15 protein-coding genes are annotated in these 18593 nt (G+C 63.3%); 7 read left to right on the top strand and 8 right to left on the bottom strand.

From position 1 onward, the window contains the following. Window positions 1–19: 19 nt before the first annotated feature. A complete protein-coding gene (locus U5A58_RS22590; protein WP_321963079.1) occupies window positions 20–1423 on the top strand; it encodes a PLP-dependent aminotransferase family protein in 1404 nt (467 codons plus the stop codon). Window positions 1424–1432: 9 nt separating this feature from the next. Here U5A58_RS22590 and U5A58_RS22595 read toward each other — a convergent pair whose 3' ends face one another. Both U5A58_RS22595 and U5A58_RS22600 read right to left on the bottom strand, forming a co-directional pair. Next, a complete protein-coding gene (locus U5A58_RS22595) occupies window positions 1433–3808 on the bottom strand; it encodes a DNA polymerase II (RefSeq protein ID WP_321963080.1) in 2376 nt (791 codons plus the stop codon). A gap of 81 nt (window positions 3809–3889) precedes the next feature. Next, complete coding sequence (locus U5A58_RS22600; protein WP_321963081.1) at window positions 3890–4507, bottom strand: LysE family translocator; 618 nt, start codon at window positions 4505–4507, stop codon at window positions 3890–3892. A gap of 310 nt (window positions 4508–4817) precedes the next feature. Between U5A58_RS22600 and U5A58_RS22605 the strand changes: the two genes are divergently transcribed. Together U5A58_RS22605 and U5A58_RS22610 are read left to right on the top strand one after the other, a co-directional pair. Further along, window positions 4818–5729 carry a lysozyme inhibitor LprI family protein gene (locus U5A58_RS22605; RefSeq protein ID WP_321963082.1) on the top strand — a complete coding sequence of 304 codons (912 nt, stop codon included), beginning with the start codon at window positions 4818–4820 and terminating at the stop codon, window positions 5727–5729. Window positions 5730–6047: 318 nt separating this feature from the next. Beyond that, entirely contained in the window at window positions 6048–6728 is a 681-nt protein-coding gene (locus tag U5A58_RS22610) for a VIT1/CCC1 transporter family protein (RefSeq protein ID WP_321915453.1), read from the top strand. A 160-nt stretch (window positions 6729–6888) separates the two neighbouring features. Here the strand turns inward: U5A58_RS22610 and U5A58_RS22615 are convergent, their stop codons facing one another. Both U5A58_RS22615 and U5A58_RS22620 read right to left on the bottom strand, forming a co-directional pair. Beyond that, the gene (locus tag U5A58_RS22615; protein WP_321963083.1) at window positions 6889–7845 is read right to left on the bottom strand and encodes a cation diffusion facilitator family transporter; all 957 of its coding nucleotides are present in this window, start codon (window positions 7843–7845) and stop codon (window positions 6889–6891) included. A 98-nt stretch (window positions 7846–7943) separates the two neighbouring features. Next, window positions 7944–9359, bottom strand: a complete 1416-nt coding sequence (locus tag U5A58_RS22620; RefSeq protein ID WP_321963084.1) for a basic amino acid/polyamine antiporter — start codon at window positions 9357–9359, stop codon at window positions 7944–7946. Between the two features lie 292 nt (window positions 9360–9651). Here U5A58_RS22620 and U5A58_RS22625 point away from each other — a divergent pair, with 292 nt between their 5' ends. The 3 genes from U5A58_RS22625 to U5A58_RS22635 all read left to right on the top strand — a co-directional run bounded on the left by U5A58_RS22625 (window position 9652) and on the right by U5A58_RS22635 (window position 12956). Further along, on the top strand, window positions 9652–10113 hold the full coding sequence (locus U5A58_RS22625; RefSeq protein WP_321915450.1) for a hypothetical protein: 462 nt from the start codon (window positions 9652–9654) through the stop codon (window positions 10111–10113). Window positions 10114–10175: 62 nt separating this feature from the next. Beyond that, window positions 10176–11600, top strand: coding sequence for a basic amino acid/polyamine antiporter (locus U5A58_RS22630; RefSeq protein WP_321963085.1), 1425 nt, complete (start codon window positions 10176–10178; stop codon window positions 11598–11600). A 165-nt stretch (window positions 11601–11765) separates the two neighbouring features. Continuing rightward, the gene (locus tag U5A58_RS22635; protein ID WP_233271811.1) at window positions 11766–12956 is read left to right on the top strand and encodes an arginine deiminase; all 1191 of its coding nucleotides are present in this window, start codon (window positions 11766–11768) and stop codon (window positions 12954–12956) included. Between the two features lie 179 nt (window positions 12957–13135). On the opposite strand, the gene U5A58_RS22640 is transcribed toward U5A58_RS22635, so the two are convergent. Next, on the bottom strand, window positions 13136–13906 hold the full coding sequence (locus U5A58_RS22640) for an IclR family transcriptional regulator domain-containing protein (RefSeq protein ID WP_321963087.1): 771 nt from the start codon (window positions 13904–13906) through the stop codon (window positions 13136–13138). A gap of 97 nt (window positions 13907–14003) precedes the next feature. Further along, window positions 14004–15317, bottom strand: a complete 1314-nt coding sequence (gene shiA, locus U5A58_RS22645; RefSeq protein WP_321963088.1) for a shikimate transporter — start codon at window positions 15315–15317, stop codon at window positions 14004–14006. A 291-nt stretch (window positions 15318–15608) separates the two neighbouring features. On the opposite strand from shiA, the gene U5A58_RS22650 reads away from it, so the two are divergent. Further along, window positions 15609–16724, top strand: coding sequence for a 4-hydroxyphenylpyruvate dioxygenase family protein (locus tag U5A58_RS22650; RefSeq protein WP_321963089.1), 1116 nt, complete (start codon window positions 15609–15611; stop codon window positions 16722–16724). Window positions 16725–16767: 43 nt separating this feature from the next. Here U5A58_RS22650 and U5A58_RS22655 read toward each other — a convergent pair whose 3' ends face one another. Continuing rightward, window positions 16768–17757: a LysR family transcriptional regulator gene (locus U5A58_RS22655; RefSeq protein ID WP_321963090.1), complete on the bottom strand. Its 990-nt coding sequence runs from the start codon at window positions 17755–17757 to the stop codon at window positions 16768–16770. 83 nt (window positions 17758–17840) lie between these two features. Next, window positions 17841–18590, bottom strand: coding sequence for a histidine utilization repressor (gene hutC / locus U5A58_RS22660; protein WP_321963091.1), 750 nt, complete (start codon window positions 18588–18590; stop codon window positions 17841–17843). Between the last annotated feature and the right edge of the window lie 3 nt (window positions 18591–18593).

The raw sequence follows: 18593 nt of genomic DNA on the forward strand, positions 1-18593 counted from the left end.
CTATACGCTTGCTTTTCCCATGATCGAACTCGAACTGGAGCGCGGCCGCGGCGCAGCAACTACGCTTGTCGAGCAGCTCGTACAGGGCTTCACGCGCGCAATCGATGCGCAAACGCTGCGCGCCGGGGCGCTGTTGCCCTCGGTGCGGCAGCTCGCGCAAACGCACGAGCTTTCGACCTATACAGTGACCGAGGCGTACAACCGTCTCGTTTCGATGGGCTTCGTGGTCGCGCGGCGCGGCTCGGGCTATCGCGTGGCGCAGCGCACCGAGTCGGCGCGGGCGAGCGCGGCGGGTTGGCAGCCGCCCACGCTCACGGCCACGTGGCTGCTCTCTGACGTGTTCGCCGATCATTCGGTGCCGATCAAGGCGGGCTGCGGCTGGGTGCCGGGCGAGTGGATCAACGAAAGCGGCCTGCAGCACGCCCTGCGCGCCATGAGCCGGGTGCCGGCCGTGCGTCTTGGCGACTACGGGCACCCTTACGGCTACGCGCCGCTGCGCGAGCGCATTGCGGCGCAGCTGGACCGCCAGGGGCTGCCCGTCGAGGTGTCGAACGTCCTGCTCACGCAAGGCGCGACGCAGGGGCTCGATCTGATCGTGCGCACGCTTTTGCGGCCCGGCGACACGGTGCTCGTGGAAGACCCCGGCTACTGCAATCTGCTGCAGATCCTCAAGCTCGCGGGGCTCACGGTGCACGGCGTGCCGCGCACGCCGGCCGGGCTCGACATCGAGGCGCTCGAGCGCCAGGTGGCCGCGCATCAGCCCAAGGCGATCTTCGTGAACACGACGCTGCAGAATCCCACCGGCGCGACGTATGCGATGTCCAACGCGTTCCGCTTGCTGCAGATCGCCGAGCGCCAGCGCATGTGGGTCGTCGAGGACGACGTGAGCCGCGAACTCGCGCCGCCGGGCGCCCCGTTGCTCGCCGCGATGGAGGGCCTGCAGCGCGTGGTGTACGTCAGCGGCTTTTCGAAGACGGTCACGCCCTCGCTGCGTTGCGGCTATGTGGTCGCCGAGCGCGATGTGCTGCGCGAACTGGCGCGCGCGAAGATGGCGGTGGGGCTCACGTCGTCGGCGACCATCGAGCGCATGGTCGACAAGGTGCTGCTCGAAGGGCGCCACGCACGGCATGTCGAGCTGGTGAACGAGCGCCTGAAGGCCGCGCATGCGTGCGTGGAGGAGCGGCTGGATGCGCTGGGGCTCGAAATCTTCCACCGGCCGCGCGCGGGGCTCTTCGTGTGGGCGCGCCTCGCGATCGAACCCGAACGGGCCGGCGCGATTGCCACGGCGGCGCTGCGCGACGGCATCTGGCTCGCGCCCGGCTCCTATTTCCGGCCTGACGACGCACCGAGCGCATGGTTTCGCTTCAACGCGCCGTATTCGACGGACGATGCGCTGTGGCGATTCATCGAGCGTGCGCGGTAGGGCGCGTGTTTAGAACAAGCTCTGCTGCCCCGACATCAGCGTGTCGAAATCCTCGCGCAGGAACGGCAGAATCGCGTCCGCAACAGGCTGTAGCTGGCGGCTCACATAGAATGCGTAGTCGAGCGGCGAGCTCAGCGTTTCGAGCGGCTCGGGCCCGGCCGTCGTCATCACATAGCTGATCCAGCCGCCGTTCTGATACTGGAGCGGACGGCCTTTCGCGCGATTGAACTCGTCCGCGACACGCGCGGCCCGCACGTGCGGCGGCACGTTGCGCTGGTACTCGACGAGCGGCCGGCGCAAGCGCTTGCGGTAGACGAGCTGGTCGTCCAGTTCGCCATTGAGCGTGCGCCGCACATAGTCGCGGATGTACTCCACGTAGGGCTCGCGCTGGAAAATGCGCCGGTACAGTTCGCGCTGGAACTCCTGCGCGAGCGGCGTCCAGTCGGTGCGCACGGTTTCGAGGCCCTTGAACACGACTTCTTCGCCGCCGCTCTTCGCGAGCGTTAGCCCGGCGTAGCGCTTTTTGCTGCCTTCTTCCGCGCCGCGCACCGTGGGCATGAGAAAGCGCGAGTAATGGCGTTCGAACTGCAATTCCAGGGCGCTTTGGAGGCCGAAGCGTTCCCGCAGTTCGGCCTTCCACCATGCATTGACGTGCTCGACGAGCTGCTTGCCGGTGCGTGTGGCGTCGGCTTCGCTGTACGCGTGCTTGAGCCAGACGAAGGTCGAATCGGTGTCGCCGTAGATCACGTCGTAGCCCTGCGACTCGATGAGTTGACGCGTTCTGCGCATGATCTCGTGCCCGCGCATCGTGATCGAAGAGGCGAGGCGCGGGTCGAAGAAACGGCAACCGGTCGAGCCGAGCACGCCGTAAAAGGCGTTCATGATGATCTTGAGCGCCTGCGAGAGCGGGGCATTGTGGTGCCGCTTCGCGTTTTCTCGCTCTTCCCACACCTGGCGCACGATTTCCGGCAGACAGTGCTTCTCGCGGGAAAAGCGCGCACCAAGAAAGCCGGGCACGGACACCTCGTCGTCGGGATCGCTCAAACCTTCGATGAGCCCGACGGGATCGATCAGAAACGTGCGGATGATTGAGGGGTAAAGGCTCTTGTAGTCGAGCACGAGCACCGAGTCGTAGATGCCGGGGCGCGAGTCCATGACGAAGCCGCCGGGGCTGTTTTCGCCCACCACGTCGCCGATGTTAGGCGCCACATAGCCGAGCCGGTGCATCTTGGGCAAATACAGGTGCGTGAACGCGGCGACCGAACCGCCGCTGCGATCCACGGGCAGCCCCGTGACGGACGCGCGTTCGAGCAAAAAGGCGATCAGTTCGGTTTTCTCGAACACACGCGTGACCAGTTCGCAGTCCTTGAGGTTATAGCGAGCCAGCGCGGGTTTGTCTTCGTCGAAGCGGCGCTGGATCTCGTCCATGCGCTGATACGGGTTGTCGATGGACTTGCCTTCGCCGAGCAACGCCTGCGCGACGTATTCGAGGCTGAACGACGGAAAGCTCCAGGTGGCCGAGCGCAGCGCCTCGATGCCGTCGATGATGAGGCGGCCCGCCGCGCCTGCGAAGAAGTGATTCTCGCGCATGCCGTGCTCGCGCCACTCCATGACCTCGCCGCCGCGCCCAAGGCGCAGAGGCACGCCGGTTTGCTGCGCGTGCGCGTGCAACACGCGCAAATCGAACTGCACGAGATTCCAGCCGATGATGGCGTCGGGGTCGTGCTGGGCCATCCACGCGTTCAGGCGTTCGAGCATTTGCGCGCGGCTTTCGCAGTATTCGAAATCGAAATCGATCTGGCTCGCGTCGCCGTTTGCAGGGCCGAGCATGTAGACCTGGCGTTGTCCGCAGCCTTCGAGCGCAATGGAATACAGCTCGCCCTGTGCGCTCGTTTCGATGTCGAGCGACACGAGTTTCAGGCGCGGGCGATAGCCGTTGGCGGGTTTCATCTCGCCGTCGAGCAGCACGCCGCTTGCGCTGGAGTCGACGGCGTCGCCGCGAAACAGCACGGGCGCGGTGATGAAGCGCTCCATCATGTAGCGGTCCGGCGGCTGGATATCGGCTTCGTAGACGTCGACGCCCGCTTTCGCGAGGCGTTTCGCATGCCCAGCGAGGGCGCGATATTGCGGCGAGTAGAGCCCAAGCACCGGACGGCGCTGGAAGTCACACAGATTGAGCGGGCGGAGTTCGGTGCGTGCGTCGCCCTTCAGTGCGGCGCGGGCCGCCGCTTGCTGCGCGGCCGGCACGAATGCCACAGAGGGCTGGGGGCGCAGGCGCAGCTGGCGCGGCCCCGCGTCGGTCGCAAGCCAGAAGTCGACCTCGGTGTGTTCGCCCGTATCGCGCCAATGGCGGGTGAGAATAAAACCCGCTTCAAACTCAGACAAAGTGTGACTCCGCCGCCCATGTTTCCCGCTTGCGATTGTAGCGGTTGAACCGGTGTTTACACTGAAAGGCGGCGGTTCGTATTAGCGCTGCAGCAGGTGCGCGAACATCGGATACAGCGAAACGATCAGCGAAAGCGCCATGGCGATGTTGAACAGACGCAGCCGCCGCGAGTTCGAGAGAAAACGGCGCATGCTGGTGCCGAACGCGGCCCAGATGCAGATGCACGGCAGGCCGATCACGTAGAACAGAAAGGCCATCGCCATCGTATTGGTGCCGAAGTTCGCGGAAAGGCGGATCGTGGTGGCGGCCGTGAGCACCATCATCCACGCCTTGGGATTGACCCACTGGAACGCAATGGCTTCGTGAAAGCGCATGGGCCGATGCTCGCCGCTCTTTACCTTGAGGTCGCCCGAGGTGCCGATCTTCCACGCAAGATAGAGCAGGTACGCAATGCTTGCGACTTCCAGCACGACATAGAGCGACGGAATGTGCCGGAACAGCTGACCCAGGCCGAAACCCACCGAGAGCATGAGCACGACCACGCCTGCACTAATGCCGAGAATGTGCGGCACCGTGCGGCGAAAGCCGAAGTTGACGCCGGAAGCGAGCAACATGGTGTTATTGGGGCCGGGCGTGATGGTCGTGACCACGACGAAGAGCATGCCGGCGGGCAGCGCACTGAGCATTTCGGGCAGCATGATGCGAGGGGCTCCGGAAAGAGAAGGCAGATTCGATGGAGATCAGTTTATCGACAGTGCGCGGTACAGTACCGGTACAGTTGTGAAGACGCTGAACAGTACGGCTTGGGGCGCGATGGCGCGGTTCGGCCGAACCCTTAAAGCGCCACAGCGGATGAGACTGCTTTGGTGGACTGAAACAAGAGCCGCGGTATCGTAGACGTAGTTGAGAAGTGGACAGGCCTGAGGGGTAGCTGCCAGCGTGCAATGTTGGCTATCCACTGTCGCGTCGGGTGATGGCTGGACGACTTCTCGCACACGGGAGAGCCCGATGCGTTCTCTGGAAGCAAGGCAGACCGCGACACGAAGCTTGATCTGGCGGCTTCTTTTCTGCATGTGTCTGGTTGCTCCGATGCTTCCCGGCATTGCGCGAGGGATGGACTTCCGTATCTATTACCAACCTCAGCTCAAACTAAAGATGATCATCGGGGAGGGGCGGATCGAGGACGGCGATGCCCGGAAATTTCTAACGTTTGCGAGCAGGGCCGACCGCGATGGTGATGGACTGGTCGTATTCGTTTTAAGCAGTCCAGGGGGAAATGTTGAAGCGGCATTCCGTGTCGTCGATGCCATGGACAAAGTGCGCGTCCACACGCTGGTTCCGAGCGACGCCAGGTGTGCGTCCGCCTGTGCTTCCATCCTCTTTGCCTCAGGCGAACGCCGAAGTGTCCTTGGCAGCGGTCTGCTCGGGTTTCATAGTTGCTATCGGAAAGCGGGGCAAACCTATGCCGAAGACTCGCTTTGCAACGAAATAATCGCCGCGAACGCCATGCAAAGGGGCGTCAGTCACGCTGCCATCAATCGTTTCGTCAAGCAATACGGTGCGCAAGACATGGCATGGGTTCGGCGCGATGGCGCATGCCAGTCGCTTCAGGGGCTCTGCAAGCCAGGGCGGCTGGAAGCACAACCGGATGCGAAGGCCGCGTTGATGAGCAGTCTCGATTGCAGCAAGCTCATATCCATTCAGGCACAGCTTGTTTGCGGGGACGCCGAGCTTTCCCGTGTCGACAAGAGGCTCACTGAAATCTATAACCAACGGGTCAGTGTGTCGGCAAACAAGGCGCGGTTGCGAGCGGAGCAACGGACATGGCTTCGCGATGTTCGCAATGCGTGTAGCGATAAGGCCTGCTTGCTGCGCAGCTATCGACAGCGTATCGACGATCTAAAGGAGTCCAGATCTTGAGGAGTGGCGGAGACGCTGGCCGCGTGCGGGGATTTTCTCTATTGGCTTAATGCAGGACTGAAGAAAGCGCCCCGTGGGACCCGCATGACGCACAACCGTCATATTGCAGAGCGTGACGTGCTTGCGAACGTCTACTCGGCATGCCATGGACGGCGCGGCCGCATCCAGACGGTCGCGGGCCTCCTTCGATGGCCCCGGCGTTCCCGGTCCATCAAGATCGGGGTACCGAACTGCCGACTCTTTCATATACTTCTCGTAGCAACATCCCCCGTTGGCAGCTAGCGCAACGTCGCGTTGCCTACTTCGAGTCGAGGCCATATGAGCACGATCATGCCGGCCGGACGCGCCGAGCCCGAACAGCGCGAACCGATTCTCAATACCGTCGACCGTGTCTGCGAAATATGTTTTGGTCTGTTCATGGCATTGACGTTCGTCGGCGCCGTCAAGGCGGTCACCGCAGGCGAAGACGAGGGGTACAAGATGTTCTTCGCCGCGCTCGGGTGCAATCTTGCGTGGGGCCTCGCCGACGCCGTGATGTATCTCGTACGGACGCTCGCCGATCGGGGGCAGCGTCTGCAACTCGCGCAGACCGTCAAGCGCGAGCAGGACCCGTCGGTTGCCGTACGGGCGCTGCGCGATGCATTGCCCGAAAAAATGGCTACGCTCGTCGAAGATGCCGACCTCGAGCGGATCCGCGTGCGCCTCGCGGCAGCCCCAACGCTGCCGCCTCGGGCGAACTTCGTGAGAGGGGATTTCGTCGGCGCGCTGGGCATTTTTCTGCTTGTGGTCCTGGGAACGTTTCCCGTCGCGCTGCCGTTTCTCGTCGTCAAGGACGTGACAACGGCGCTCATCGCCTCGCGCGTGCTCACACTCGTGATGCTTTTCATCGCCGGCTTTGCGCTGGGGCGCTACACCGGCGCGGGGGCGATGAAGGCAGGTATCGCGATGATCGCGCTCGGCATTCTGCTGACGATGGCCATTATCAAGCTGGGCGGCTAACCGTCGCGACTTTGGCTGACCTGATCATGCCTGGCGGCGGCGCAGGCATGCCATCGTAGTGGGTGCCGGGACGGATGCTGCACGCCGTTTCGTACTGAAGGGCACGACGCGAACGCGTAGCTGAGTTGAGCGCGCAGATCGCGCGCTGGTGAAGCGCGCGTCATCCAGGCTGGCGTCCGTCTTCCCAACGCGGGTCCGCGGTGATCTGCATGATGAGCCGGTTCTCCAGCGGATTCGTGCTGAGTGTTTCCCATATCTGTTCGCGCAATCTGTCCTGCGAGGCGAGATCGCTTAACGCGGACGTTGCGCCGACAAGCACGCTGATTTCGACAAAGTTACGCCGGCCCGCCTGGATGACGTGCGTGTGATGGCGCAGAATGCCAAGCTCGCGTTCGAACTTTGAAAGCGTTTTCTCGATCTCCGCGCGCGGATTGTTCTCTTCGGGGCTCATGTGCAGCAATTCGGCAAAGCTCGTGCGCACGATTTTCACTGGCGCGGAGAGAAATATCAGCGACAGTCCCGCGGTCATTGCACTGTCGACATAGCGCGCCCAGAGATAGTGAACGCTTTCGGGCAAGATCGAATAGACGAAAAAGCCGAGCAGCGTGGCCGCGCTGAACGTGAATTTCATGATCCATTTCCAGCCGTCGGTTTTGAGCAGCTTGGAATTGATCTGCGCGGCCGCGCGTTTTTTATAGACCACCATGGCCAAGCAGATCACGCAACTCGCGAGGCTGATCAGCATGACGCCGCGCGCATTCACGACGTGGCCGCCCGAGCGGATCCCCTCGATCCCGTTCACGAGGCCATACACGCAAACGAGCAGCATCATGAGTCCGTTTATGCCATTCACAAGCGGCTCGAGAAACCAATATCCATATTCGAAGCGGGTCGTCGCGGGCCGGCTGACCACGGTGGCCGCGAGCAATCCGAGCGCGGAACTCACGAGATTGAGCAGATAGAAAATGGCGGTCAGCAGCAGCGTGTCGGACTGCACGAAGAAGCCATAGCCGATGTTGGCCGCGAAACCGAGGCACACGACGTAAATGGAAACTTTCATCGCGCGCTGCTCGACCGCTGCGAGTTGCGCCTTGCGGAGCGCGTAGCTGATAGGCATGGTTCCTCGCTGTCGAACGTTGGAACGTTTGAATGGCGGCGGTGAGGCGAAAAGCAGTCAGGAGACCGACGGATGCGGGCAGGCGCAACGGTGCGCGGCTAACGCCAGGCAGAGGCGCTCAGCCCGAAGATCGCAACGAGTCCGCCGCCCATCACCACGAGAAATGCGCACCACTCGGGCCGGGAAAAAAGCGCCTGCCCGCGCTCGCGTCGCGCCCACATGTAAAGCAGGCTGCCGGGTCCATATAAGAGCGCGGACATGACGAGCAGTTCCACCCCGCAAGCGTAAAGCAGGAACAGCGTATAAATCGTGGCGACGGCCGCTGTGGCATAGCTCTGCGTGCGCTTTCTCGTGCTCATGGCCGATTGCGGGAGCGCACGGATCGCCTTGAGCCCGAAAGTCGCCACAAAAAAATAAGGGATGAGCGCCATGGCGCTGGTGAGGCGCAGCATGAGCGAGAACGCGTCGGTGGACCAGTACGTGCTGATGACGAAGCCCTGCACCACGCTGCTCGTGAGCCATATTGCGGCGGTGGGAAGCTGCCGCGCGTTGCGGCGCGCGAAGATGGCGGGCATGGCGTTCGCTTTCGCACTGGCATACAGCACTTCCGCGCAGATCAGCGACCATGCAAGGTAAGCGCCGAGCACGGAGACGATGAGCGCGCCGCCGATGAACACCGCACCTGGCGAGCCGATCACGGCGCCAAGCACCGACGCCATGGAAGGTTGCCGCATGGCCGCGATGTCCGCGCGCATGAGATGCGCGTAGGGCAGCAGCGTGACGAGCACGAGCAGCAACAGCACGAAGGCGAAGCCGAGTATCGTGGCAGCGCCCACGTCGGAGCGTTTTTTCGCGTAGCGCGAATACACGCTCGCCCCTTCAATGCCGAGAAACACGAATACCGTGACGAGCATCGTCCCCTTGACCTGCGTGGAAAGCCGCCCGGCGCTTTCCGCGAGATTGTTCGTGAATGGCTCCGCGCTTGCGTAGACACTCAAAATACCGATAAAAACGAAAATCGGCAAAATCTTCACGACAGTAAGAATCGCATTGATGAGCGTGGCCTGCTGAATGCCCCGCAAAAGCATCCAGTGAAATGCCCAAATGCCGAGTGACGAAACCGCAATGGCAATCGGCGTATTGCCGTTTCCAAATGCCGGCACGAATGCGCCGAGCGTGGATTTGATCAGCACCCAATAGGAGACGTTGCCAAAGCAACCGGCCATCCAGTAGCCGAACGCGGAGAGGAAGCCGGCGTAGCCGCCAAAGCCGTCGCGTGCATAGGCAAAGATGCCGGAGTCGAGGTCGGGCCGGATTTCCGCAAGCAGCTGGAAGACTCGGGCCAGCATATACATGCCGCCTCCCGCAATGCACCATGAGACAACGGCGGCTGTCGGGCCCGCTTCGAGCGCGAAGTTGCGCGGCAGCGAATAGATGCCCGCGCCGACCATGGACCCCACGACCATGGCTGTGAGTACCGGCAGCGACAACTTCTGGTCATCCGTCGATTTCATGTTCGAGCCTTTATCCGATCTTCGATCTGTCGTAATGCGAGCGCGGGAAATCGCGGATTGAAAATGCGCGCCACATTGAATTGCTGAACGATTCTCGAGCGAATGTCACGTTGAATGCATCATGTGCGAATCGTATTCCATAATGTTCGTCAGGTGTCCGGAGGATGGATGGCAAAAGGAGCGTCGCCGGGCACGTATTGGCTGAATGTTCGCTAATGAGTGTGCGTGCAATCGTTAGCAAACAGGTCGAACGAATTGGCGAATCCGCAATGCGCCGCATCAGGGGAATGTCATGCGATATCTCGCTGCAGCACTTCTTGGCTCCGTAGTTGGCTCGCTTGCGCTTTCCGGCTGCGAGGCGCCCACTTCGGGTTCCACCTTCACGCCGGCTCAGGCGCAGCAGGTGTTCGTGGTCGAACTCGGAGCGGTCGAATCCGTGCGGCCCGTCACCATCCAGCCCGGTCCGACCGGCATTGGCGCAATCACGGGTGGCGCGCTTGGCGGCATCGCGGCAGGCAGCAACATCGGGCGCGGCACGGGTTCGGTTGCGGCGGGCATAGGCGGTGCTGTGCTGGGCGGCGCGGCGGGCAATGCCGTGGAGCAGCGCGTCACGCAGCGCGCGGGCCTTGAGATCGTGGTGCGCCTGGATTCGGGGCAATTGATGTCGGTGGTCCAGGATGCGGATCAGCAGTTCGTGCCGGGCGACCGTGTGCGTGTATTGCTCGGCAACAACTCGGTGCGCGTGACCCGATGAAGTGAACGCAGGTGGGGTTGGTCTCTCGATAAAGCGAAGTTCTGAACAAAGCGAGGAAACCGATGGCCGATACCGGGCAGAAGATGAGTCGCGTGCAGTTGACCGCGATGGTAGTCGGGGGCATGGTGGGCGCCGGGATCTTTTCTCTGCCGCGAACCTTCGCCAATGCAACGGGGCCGGTCGGCGCGGCCATTGCGTGGCTCGTGGCGGGCGTGGGCATGTACACGCTCGCACGCGTCTTTCAGTCGCTCGCGGAGCGCAAGCCGAACCTCGACGCCGGCGTGTTCATGTACGCCAAAGAGGGCTTCGGCGACTATCCCGGCTTCCTCTCCGCGTTCGGTTACTGGATCGGCAGTTGCATTGGCAACGTTTCGTACTGGGTGCTGATCAAGTCCACGCTGGGCGCATTTTTCCCGGTTTTCGGCGACGGCAATACGGTTACGGCGATCGTCGTGGCTTCGATCGGCATCTGGCTGTTTCACTTTCTCATTCTGCGCGGCGTGAAGCAGGCCGCGTTCATCAACACCATCGTGACATTCGCCAAGGTCATCCCGATCCTGGTGTTCGTCGTCATTCTCCTGTTCGTATTCAAGTACGGGACCTTCCAGCTGAATATCCAGTCCGCGGCGCAAGAGGGCGGGCTCATTCAGCAGGTTCGCGCGACGATGCTGGTCACCGTGTTCGTGTTCATCGGCATCGAAGGTGCGAGTGTGTATTCGCGCTACGCGAAGGAGCGCGCGGACGTTGGGCGCGCAACGATCATGGGCTTCGCCGGCGTGACAGCGCTCATGGTGCTCGTTTCCATGCTGCCTTTCGCCGTGCTGCCGCGCGCGGACGTGGCGGGCATGCGCCAGCCCTCCATGGCGGCGGTGCTCGAAAGCGTGGTCGGACCGTGGGGCGGCATCTTTGTGAGCGTCGGTCTAATTGTTTCCGTGCTGGGCGCGTATCTGGCGTGGTCGCTCATCTGTGCCGAGGTGATGTTCGCGGCGGCGCGCAATCAGGACATGCCGGCCGTGTTCGCACGCGAAAACGCCAACAACGTGCCGGCCAATGCGCTCTGGATCACCAATATCGTCGTGCAACTGCTGGTGGCCAGCACGTATTTTTCGCGCGATGCGTTCTCGCTGATGCTCAACCTCACGAGTTCGATGTCGCTGATTCCGTATCTCTTCGTCGCGGCCTATGGGTTCATGGTTTCGAACCGAGGTGAAAGCTACGAATTGCGGCCCGAAGAGCGCAAGCGCGATCTCGCGCTGGCAGCGGTCGCCGTGATCTACACGTTGTTCATGATCGTTGCCGGAGGGCTCAAGTTCATCCTGCTTTCTGCGATTCTTTATGCGCCTGGCACCGTGTTGTATTTCCTCGCGCGGCGCGAACGCAAGCTGAAGGTTTTCCAGCGTACGAGCGACTGGGTCATTTTCATCGTGGCGGCTGTCGCGGCGATCGTAGGTGTCGTGGCGCTGGCCACGGGCGCCATGGCAATCTAATGAGAACGAGCGGAGATCGATATGTCCAAGGCAAAGGGCGGTGGGAAGAGTGAAAAGAGCGAGAAAGCAGACAAATTAGAAAAGGCCCCGAAGGGCGGCAAGGGCAAGGCGAAGGAAGACAGTGCGTTGGGGGTGTATTCCGAAGTCGGCCAGCTGCGCAAGGTCATGGTGTGCGCGCCCGGCATGGCGCACTCGCGTCTCACGCCGAGCAATTGCGATGAGCTGCTGTTCGACGACGTGCTGTGGGTCGACAACGCCAAGCGCGACCATTTCGACTTCGTCACGAAGATGCGCGACCGGGGTGTAGAGGTCGTGGAGATGCACAACCTGCTCGCCGAAACCGTTGCCGTGCCCGAAGGCAAGAAGTGGATACTCGACAATCAGATCGTGCCGAACCAGGTTGGACTGGGTTTCATCGACGAACTGCGCAGCTATCTGGAAGGACTCGAAGATCGCAAGCTGGCTGAGACCTTGCTTGGCGGCCTGTCGATCTACGACTTCCCCGAATCGCACGGCGGCGCTGCGCTCAAGGTCGTGCGCGAAGCGGCCGGGTCCACCGAATATCTGTTGCCGCCGCTGCCGAACACGCTGTACACGCGCGACACCACGTGCTGGATTTACGGCGGCGTGACGCTCAATCCGCTGTACTGGCCCGCGCGCCATGAGGAAACGATCCTGGCGGCGGCGATCTACCGTTTTCATCCGGACTTCGCGGGCAAGGTCAACGTGTGGTGGGGCGACCCCACTGAAGATCACGGCATGGCGACGCTCGAAGGCGGCGATGTCATGCCCATCGGCAACAAGACCGTGCTGATTGGCATGAGCGAGCGTACGTCGCGTCAGGCGATCAGCCAGCTCGCCGCCACACTGTTCAAGAAGGGCGCGGCCGAGCAGGTGATCGTCGCGGCCATGCCAAAAATTCGCGCGGCCATGCACCTCGATACGGTTTTCACGTTCGCAGATCGCGATTGCGTCCTGATCGCGCCAGATTTCCTCGCGCGTACCCGCACCTTCACGTACCGGCCCAGCGATCACCCGGCGGGTGTGGAATTGCATCAGGAGAAAAAGTCCTTCGTCGAGGTCGTGAGTGCCGCGCTCGGCATCAAGAAAATGCGCGTGGTGGAAGCGGGCGGCAACGACTACCAGCGCGAACGCACGCAGTGGGACAGCGGCGCGAACCTGGTTTGCACTTCGCCTGGCGTCGTGTTCGCTTACGACCGCAACACCTATACGAACACGCTGCTGCGCAAGGCTGGCATCGAAGTCGTGAGTATCGTGGGCGCGGAGCTGGGGCGTGGGCGCGGCGGCGGCCATTGCATGACGTGCCCGATCATTCGCGATGCGGTGGACTTCTAACGTCGAAGTGCGTGGTGACCGTTGCGGGCGCAAGCAATTGCGCTGCGATGGTGCCGGTTCGAAGGGATGGGCGAAGTCGGGTTACGGGTAGGCGGACCGCTACCCGTCCGGCGGCGGCGCGCGCTTGCGGGTGCGCGCATGACGGGCGCCAACGCAGCGCTAGAGCACGTTAGCGCCAGTCAAAGCACGTTGAGCATGGCGAGCGCGCTTTCCTGCAAATGCGGCAAGACGCGCTGAAGCGCGGCCTCCGGGCTTTCATCGCCCATCGGCATGTTGGTGCTGAGCGCGGCGACCACCTCGCCGTTGCGATTCCTGAGCGGCACCGCAATGCCGCGCACGCCCACCTGCAATTGCTGCTCGATGAGCGCATAGCCATCCACGCGCGCCCGCCCGATTTTCTCGCGCAGGCGCGCGCCGCTCGTGATGGTATGCGGCGTGAAGGGCGTTAGTTCGACCGTATCGAGCCACGCGGAAACCGCGTCCTGGTCGGCCTCGTGCGCGAGCAGCACCACACCGGGCGAGATGAGCGGCGCCGGCACGCGCGCGCCGAGCACGAAGCCCGTGGTCATCACGCGCGACACGCCGTTGCGCGCGATCACCACGAGGTCCCAGCCATCGAGCACGCTCACATAGGCCGATTCGTTGAGCGTCGCGCTCAACTGCTGCAGATACGGCTGCACGGTGCGCGGCAGGCGCGCCGAATCGAAATAGGACCAGCCCACGCGCAGCACGCGCGGCGTGAGGCCGTACAGCCGGCCATCCGTGTACACATAGCCGAGCGATTCGAGCGTGAGCAGATAGCGGCGCGCGGCGGTGCGCGAGAGGCCCGTGCGCTCCGCCGCCTGGGTGGGGGTCATGCGCGCGTGCTCGCTGTCGAAGGCTTCGAGAATCGCGAGGCCTTTTTCAAGCCCCGCAATCCAGTCGCGCGGGTCCAGTGGCGGTTTCTTCATTGGCGAACAAGACCCTCTGCCGCAAGGTTGCCAAAACCATGGAAAAAGCCGCAGGCGCCAAACGCCTGCGGCTCGCGAGCCTTCGATGCGCGCGCGCTCACGCCGGTTTCATGCGCGCCGCCACGATCAGCGAGATCAGGCAGCCAATCGCCAGATACCCGGCGACGAGGTGCCACGAACCGGCGCCAACGCCCACCAGCGCCACCGCGATGAACGGCGTGAAGCCGCCGCCCACCACGCTCGCGAACTGGTAGCCCACACCCGCGCCGCTGTAACGGTACTCCGCGCCGAACAGTTCGGTGAAGAGCGGCTGCTGCACGCTCACGACCATGTCGTGGGCGATGTTCGCGAGCATCACCGAGAAGATCACGATCCAGACCGTGGACCGCGCTTCGAGCGCGAGGAAGAACGGCACGGCGCTCAGCAAGCCGATGAACGCGCCGATCAGATAGATGCGGCGCAGCCCGAGGCGGTCGGCGAGCCAGGCGAAGCAGGGGATCGTCACGCAGCTGAGCGCGCCCACGAAGAGGCCGATGCCGAGAAAGAGATCGCGCGACATGCCGAGGTTGTTCGTCGAATAGCTCAGCGCGAAGGCGGTCACGATATACATCGTGAAGAGTTCGGCCAGACGCAGCGCGACGATATAGAGGAAGGCCTTCGGGTGACGCGTGAGCGCCTCGATCACCGGCATCTTGAGCTTGCGATGACCGTGCTCGACCTTTTCGACGAACTCGCGCGACTCGTCCATGCTCGAGCGCACCCAGAGGCCGATGAGCACGAGCACGACGCTGAACACGAACGGCAGGCGCCAGCCCCACGAGCGGAACGACGCCTCGCCGAGCAGGTGGCTCAGGATCGCGACAATGCCCGTGGCGAGCACGAGGCCCACGCCGTAGCCCACCTGCACGCCGCTGCTGTAGAACGCCTTCTTGCCGCGCGGCGCGCTTTCCACCGCCATGAGCGCCGCACCGCCCCATTCGCCGCCGACCGCGAAGCCTTGCAGTGCGCGGAACGCGACGAGCAGCGCAGGCGCCCACAAGCCGATCGTCGCGTAGGTCGGCAGCAGGCCGATGGCCACGGTGGACAGGCCCATCATCATCACGGTGATCACGAGCATGCGTTTGCGTCCGAGCCGGTCGCCGAAGTGGCCGAACACGATCCCGCCGAGCGGGCGGAACAGGAAGCCCACGCCGAAAGTCGCAAAGGCGGCGAGGGTGCCCGTCGATTTGCTGACCTGAGGGAAGAACGCCCCGTTGAAGACCAGCGCGGCGACAATGCCGTAGAGCAGGAAGTCGTACCAGTCGACGACCGCGCCGACAAAGCTGCCGAGCGCCGCCTTGCGGGCCTGGCTGCGCGACGGCGAAAGAGGGGCGGTGTCGGGCGAGCCGGTGGTGTCGAGGCTTGGGGTCATCAGTTGTCTCCAGACTTTTGCGCATGTGCCATGCTGCGGTATGCGCTAAACGTGAGTCGCAGCATAGGGCGGCCCACGCTATCCGGCAATGCGTGGCGGCGCCGTTTTGCGCGATTATCGCCCAAGTGCGTGCGATTATCGAACGCTTTGCGGGTTTGCACCGAGATGGCGCGTGGACCGCCCGCATACGGCGGTCTTCGTCAAAATGAACGAAATGGTTAAAATCGCGCTGCTTCGCCCGTCCGTGGCGGCGAAGTGCCCGTTTCAGCGCTTGCGTCAGGAGCCTATTGCATGTCCAGCCCCTCTAATCCTCCGCCGCAGGCGGACAATCCGCTCGGCATGGCCGGCCTCGAATTCGTCGAGTTCGCCGCGCCCGAGCCGGCCGAACTCGGCCGCCGCTTCGAGCAGTTAGGCTTCAAGGCGATCGCGCGCCATGTGAGCAAGGCGGTCACGCTCTACCGGCAGGGCGAGATGAATTTCCTGCTGAACGCCGAGCCCGACTCGTTCGCCGCGCGTTACGCGCAGGAGTACGGCATGGGCATTTGCGCGATCGGCGTGCGAGTCGACAATGCGAAGCGCGCGTTCAAGCACGCGATCTCGCTCGGCGCGTGGGCGTTCGAAGGCGAGCGCCTCGGGCCCGCGGAGCTGCACATTCCCGCGATCCAGGGCATTGGCGATTCGCACCTCTATTTCATCGACCGCTGGCGCGGACGCGGCGGCCAGCGCGGCGGCGTGGGCGACATTTCGATCTTCGACATCGACTTCCGGCCCATCGACGTCGCCACGGCGCATACCGATCTCGATCACGGCGGCACGGGCCTCACGCGCGTCGATCACCTCACGCAAACGGTGGGCGAGGGGCGCATTGGGGAATGGCTCGACTTCTATCGCGACCTGCTGCATTTCCGCGAGATTCACGAGATCAACGCGAACTGGCATGTGTCCGAGGAGTCGCGCGTGATGGTGTCGCCCGATGGCGAGCTGCGCATTCCGGTGTACGAGGAAGGCACGCGGCGCACGCAGCTATTGCACGACTATCTGCCCGAGCATCCCGGCGAAGGCGTGCAGCACATCGCGCTGGCGAGCAACGACATCCTCGCGAGCGTCGACGCGCTCATGGCCAATGGCGTGGAATTCGTCGAGCCGCCGCCCGCTTACTACGACACCGTGGACGCGCGTTTGCCCGGCCACGGCGTGGACCTGGCGGCATTGCGCAAGCGTCACGTGCTGATCGACGGCGAGATTGGCGACGACGGCGTGCCGCGGCTCTTTTTCCAGACGTTTGCAAAACGCCATCCCGGCGAGATCTTTTTTGAAGTCGTGCAGCGCAGCGGCCACCACGGTTTCGGCGAGGGCAATCTCGACGTGCTCGCGCGAGCGCGCGAGGCGGGCGCGAGCCAGGGCTAAAGCAGGTTAAGCCTCAGCAGGCTAAGCCGCGCAGTGCGCAACGTCACGGTTCCAGGCGCGACTTCGCTGCGCTGCCCGCCGTTTTGCGCGCACGCGCTGTGCCGAGCGCGGCGGCGCGCGGCGGGACCATCGTGCGACAGCGATGGCGAATTTCCTTGCTGAACTCGGTGCACGCCTGGGTCATCAGGTCCTTGGACCGGTACACCATGAACACATGGAAGTCGGGCAACTCGTCGCGAATGGGCAGCGTGTGCAATGCATCGCGCCTGAGGACGAGCGGCCCGCTCATGCCGTAGAACACGAAGTCCGACCACATGCTGATCACATCCGTGCAGGTCGCGAGCTGCAGGCCAAGCAGGTTCGACACGCTGTGCACGATGCGCTTGGGCATGTCGAGGCGGTTGACGCGCATGAGGCTCGCAAGCGGGCTGCCGGGATCGTCCAGCGGATCGAGCGTGAGCCAGTCGGCCTCGAGCAGATCGCGCAGGCGCGTCGTGTCTGCAAGCGGATGGCCGGGGCGCGCGGCGAGCACCATGCCCACGGAGAACAGCGGCTCCCACTGAAACGCGCTCGTGCTGGGGCCGCTGTTCGTCGAGATGAGCGCGAGGTCGAGGCGGCCTTCGCGCAGCCCTTCGAGTATCTGTTGCGGCCGCATTTCATAGGCGTGCACCTCCACGCCCGGAAAGCGCACGCGAAACGCCGCGATGGATTCGGGCAGCGGCCCGCTCGACGCCACGGCGGAAAAGCCGATGTTCAGTTGCGCTTCGGCATGGCCGCGCATGCCTTCGATATCTTCGAGCGCGTGGCGTAATTCCTGTTCGACCACGCTCGCGCGCTTCGCGAGCGCGCGCCCGTAATTCGTGAGGCTGACGCCGCGCACCGAGCGCGACATGAGCGTCACGCCCAGTTCGCGCTCCAGCTCCGCAATCGCCTTGGAAAGCGCGGGCTGCGAGATGTGCAGGCTGCGCGACGCCTCGTGCATGCTGCCGTGCTGCGCGAGCGCGAGCAAAACGCGCAACTGGTGCAGTTTCATCCGTGTGCTCCAACGGTTTCCGATCGGAAGAGATTCTAAACGTTGTGCAACGCGGCGACGATGGCTGCGCGGGACCCCCGGCGTTATGTCGAGACCTTGCCGACCAGATGAAAACGCGAAGACGGATGCCAAAGCTCGACAGCCGTGGCAACGGCGCTACCCACCCACGTACGCCGCCACATCAGCAGGCAGGGCTCGCCGATATTCATCGCAAGATGGCGCCGTATGTCCGCGTCCGGCTTTTGCGCGTAGATCCGGAACTCCGCGCGTTGAACCGGCGCGAGCCGCATCATGTAGTGATTCGGCGTTTCCAGCGTGAAATCCTGCTCTAGATACCCCGGAAACACATGCGGGTTCACATAGCGGTCCTCGTACAGAATCGCTTCGTCCTCCTCGTAGTGGACGATGCGCGAATGGAACACGGAACCGCCGCTGAGCTCGAGCGCGGCCATCGCCTGATCGTTCGAGCTTGCTTCCAGCGTCAGCACCCGTGCGCTGTGGCGGTGACCCCGCGCGGCGATTTCGTCGGCAATATTGCGCACCTCGAGGACGGTCGATTCGACATCGCGCGATGCGACGAACGTTCCCGCGCCCTGAACGCGCTTGAGGACATGCTCGGCCGACAGTTCGCGCAGCGCGCGCGATACGGTCATTCGCGCGACGCCGAATTCCTTGACGAGCTCCGTTTCCGACGGAATGGCCTCACCTGGCTTCCATGTCCCGTCCGTGATGCGATCGACCACGTAGCGCTTGATCTGCTCATACGCTGGAGCGACCTTGTGCGCGGTAGCGGAACGCGTTGAGGTGTCGATGAGCGAAGAGGGCGCGTGCATGCC

Origin of the sequence: Paraburkholderia sp. J7 (assembly GCF_905220155.1) — a bacterium.
Lineage (GTDB): Bacteria > Pseudomonadota > Gammaproteobacteria > Burkholderiales > Burkholderiaceae > Paraburkholderia.